Consider the following 3,009-nt stretch of genomic DNA (forward strand, 5'->3'; position numbering starts at 1 on the left):
GGGCATCACCCTTCGGCGGGTGGTGCGGGGGGCGTTCACGCGGGAGGGCGGGCACGCGGCGGCCTGTCAGCTGCTGGCCGCCGGGGGCGCGCGGCCGACCTGCGTGTTCGCGGTGACCGATGTGATGGCGGTCGGCGCGCTGGCCGCGCTCCGGGAGGCCGGTGTGCGTGTCCCCGAGGACATGTCGCTCGCGGGCTTCGACGACATCCCCGTCGTACGGGAGGTGTCGCCGCCACTGACCACGGTGGCGCTGCCGCTCACGGAGATGGGCGAGCAGGTGATCGCCCTCGCTCTGCGGACGCCGTCGGGGGCGGGGCGTTCCCGGGTGCTGCGGATCGAGGGGAACGTGGTCCTGCGGGGCAGTACCGGTGCGCCGCCCGGGAGTTGATCGCCCGGCCGCATCGCCGGGGGCGGGGACGGCGGTGTCAGACGGTGCGGTGGCCCTCCCGGTCGTCGATCTGGCGGACGAGTTCATGGGCGAGCGACTTGATGGTGTCGAGGCCGGCCCGCCCCCAGGGCCGTGGCACGGTGTCGACGGCGCAGACGGTGCCCAGCGCGATGCCGGTGCGGTCGATCAGCGGTGCCCCGAGGTAGGAGCGGATGCCTATGTCGTCCACCACCGGATTGCCCGCGAAGCGCGGGTAGTCGCAGACGTCGTCGAGGACGAGGGCCTTGCGCCGGACGAGGACGTGCGGGCAGTAGCCGTGGTCGCGGGCCATGTAGCGGCTGCTGCGGTTGCTGCGCGCCGCGGCCGAACCGAGGTCCTGGCCACCGCGGTTGCCCGCCGGGGTGTGCAGTCCCGCGAAGAACTGCCGGTTCTCGTCGATGAAGTTGACCATCGAGAAGGGCGTGGCGGTGACTTCGGCCACCTTGTCGGCGAAGGCGTCGAAGTTGTCGTAGGAGGCGTCGGGGCGTTCGCCGAGGTCCAGTTTGCGCAGCCGCTTGGCGCGGGCCGGGCCGTGCCGGTCGGTGGGCGTGAGGAGCATCCGGCCGGTGGCGAAGGATGTCACGGGTGGGCTCCGAAGGTCTGGAGTGGGGCGGGTGCCGCGGTGGCGTTGATGAGGTGCTGGACCAGGGTGACGAGGGCGCCCGTGCCGGAGCTGGCGATCCGGGCGTCGCACAGGACGACGGGCACCTCGGGCCCGAGGTCGAGCGCGGCGCGGATCTCGTCCGGCTCGTAGCGGTAGGCGCCGTCGAACTCGTTGACGGCGACGATGAATCCGATGCCGCGCCGTTCGAAGAAGTCGATCGCGCCGAAGCATTCGGCGAGGCGCCGGGTGTCGGCCAGCACGACCGCTCCGAGCGCGCCCTGGGAGAGCTCGTCCCACATGAACCAGAAGCGCTCCTGGCCCGGTGTGCCGAACAGGTAGAGCACGTGCTGCTCGGAGAGGGTGATCCGGCCGAAGTCCATGGCAACGGTGGTGGCCGTCTTGGACTCGACCCCTTCCAGATTGTCCGTGCCCACACTGCTCTGGGTCAGCAACTCCTCGGTGGACAGCGGGGCGATCTCGCTGACCGCGCCCACGAACGTCGTCTTGCCGACGCCGAATCCTCCGGCGACCAGAACCTTGAGGGCCACGGGAAAGAACTCGGCGGTTCCGGTGCGGTCAGAGCTGTCGTCGTAAACCATCGAGCACTGCCTCCAGCAGGGATCGGTCGGTGGGCATGTCGTGGAAAGCGGGNGGATGTCCGGCTCGATGCCCGTGGCCATGATCAGGGACAGCAGGTCGAACGCGGTGGACGGCCGGGTCCGGCCGTTGCTGATCGTGTACGGGCGGATCAGCCGGCCGGCCGCGTCGTCGAGCAGGGGCCCGTCCTGCGGGGCCGGCATCCTCAGATCCCCGGGGTGAACGGCGCGCCGGCCGGCTGCCGCAGCGGGGTCGTCAGGTAGGGGCGGACGCTCTTGACCAGCATCGCCATCTCGTAGCCGAGCACAGCGGCGTCCGCCTCGCGCCCGGCGAGTACGGCGAGACAGGTGCCGGATCCGGCGGTGGAGACGAACAGGAGCGTGGAGTCCAGTTCGACGACCACCTGCCGGACGTCGCCGTTGTCCCCGAACCGGGCTCCGGCGCTGCGGCCCAGCGAGTACAGACCGGCGGCCAGGGCCGCCATGTGGTCGGCGCTGTCGGGGTCCATGCCGTGCACGGATTTCACCAGCCCGTCGGCGGAGAGCAGCACCGCGCTGCGCGTGTAGGGCACGCGCTGGACCAGCCCGCTCAGCAGCCAGTCCAGGTCCGAGACCTGACCGGACGGCATATCGCTCGTCATGGTGTCTACTCCTTGAAGGTGGTGTCTTTGCGGGGTTCCGGGACGGCCTGGCCCGGCAGGAAGGGCTCGGCCGCGAACGCTCCGGGCTCGCCCGTCCCCCGGCCGTGGGCGCCTTCGGCATAGCTGCCGCGGGCGTACGCGGCGGTGTCGTGCGGGTACGCGTCGGGCGGGTAGCTGTCCGGTACGGGCAGGCCGCCCGCGGGCAGCGCGTGGTCTGCCCGCGACACCCGGGCCGGTCCCGCACGGTCGTGCGGGGCGGTGGCTCCGCGTACGGGCAGGGGCGAGAGGGATTCCAGGGGAGCGTCGAGCTCGGTCTGTCCCCCGCCTCCGGTGGTGCCGCCCGGGTTCCCGTGTCCGGTCCCGGGGCCCTCCTCCTCCGCGGTCTGGGCCTCGGCGAGGTCGACGCCGCGCCGGAAGGCGGCCATGAGGCCGGGGTCGTGCAGGGCGTGCTCGTCCTCGACACGCGGGGCGGGTGCCTCGCGCAGCTGCGGGACGAGGCTTTCCTGGTTCGTCCGCTTGGGCAGTTCGGGCCGGGTGGGAGAGGGCGCCGCGTGGTCGCGTTCGGGTACGGCCGCCGGGGCCGGCCGGTCGTCGCGCTCGTGGACGGCCGCCGAGCTGAGACCGCCGTGCTCGGGCGGGGAGGCGGGCGGTGTGGGCCGGTCGATGCGCTCGGCGCGCAGCGGGAGGGGCGGGGCCTCGCCCGCGGGCGGCCCGGGACGTCCGTGCGGCGCGGGGCCGGAT

General features: G+C 72.9%; 4 protein-coding genes and 2 pseudogenes. 1 reads left to right on the plus strand and 5 read right to left on the minus strand.

Annotated features, from left to right (window positions below; translation table 11 throughout):
* Positions 1–388, plus strand: a 388-nt coding sequence (locus D3105_RS33675) for a substrate-binding domain-containing protein (RefSeq protein ID WP_133305749.1), incomplete at its 5' end; no start/stop codon positions are given.
* A gap of 37 nt (positions 389–425) precedes the next feature.
* Here the strand turns inward: D3105_RS33675 and D3105_RS33680 are convergent.
* From D3105_RS33680 to D3105_RS33700, 5 genes and pseudogenes are all read right to left on the minus strand, one after another.
* Positions 426–1,010: a GAF domain-containing protein gene (locus D3105_RS33680; protein ID WP_010072804.1), complete on the minus strand. Its 585-nt coding sequence runs from the start codon at positions 1,008–1,010 to the stop codon at positions 426–428.
* Positions 1,007–1,630 (minus strand): GTP-binding protein, encoded by a 624-nt coding sequence (locus D3105_RS33685; RefSeq protein WP_030800679.1) that lies wholly within the window; start codon positions 1,628–1,630, stop codon positions 1,007–1,009. Before D3105_RS33685 ends, D3105_RS33680 begins: the two co-directional genes overlap by 4 nt.
* Positions 1,608–1,831 (minus strand): annotated as a pseudogene (locus D3105_RS33690) (DUF742 domain-containing protein). The gene D3105_RS33685 and the pseudogene D3105_RS33690 overlap by 23 nt, the downstream one beginning before the upstream one ends.
* 2 nt (positions 1,832–1,833) lie before the next feature.
* On the minus strand, positions 1,834–2,268 hold the full coding sequence (locus D3105_RS33695) for a roadblock/LC7 domain-containing protein (protein ID WP_006128963.1): 435 nt from the start codon (positions 2,266–2,268) through the stop codon (positions 1,834–1,836).
* Between the two features lie 5 nt (positions 2,269–2,273).
* A pseudogene (locus tag D3105_RS33700) lies at positions 2,274–3,009 on the minus strand (ATP-binding protein); the annotation flags it as partial.

Origin of the sequence: Streptomyces globisporus, assembly GCF_003501885.1 — a bacterium.
In the GTDB taxonomy this organism is placed as follows: domain Bacteria; phylum Actinomycetota; class Actinomycetes; order Streptomycetales; family Streptomycetaceae; genus Streptomyces; species Streptomyces globisporus_D.

Excerpts from the sequence above, each read along its gene's own strand:
- D3105_RS33685 (WP_030800679.1), bottom strand. The coding sequence starts at position 1,630 with ATGGTTTACGACGACAGCTCTGACCGCACCGGAACCGCCGAGTTCTTT.
- D3105_RS33695 (WP_006128963.1), bottom strand. The coding sequence starts at position 2,268 with ATGACGAGCGATATGCCGTCCGGTCAGGTCTCGGACCTGGACTGGCTG.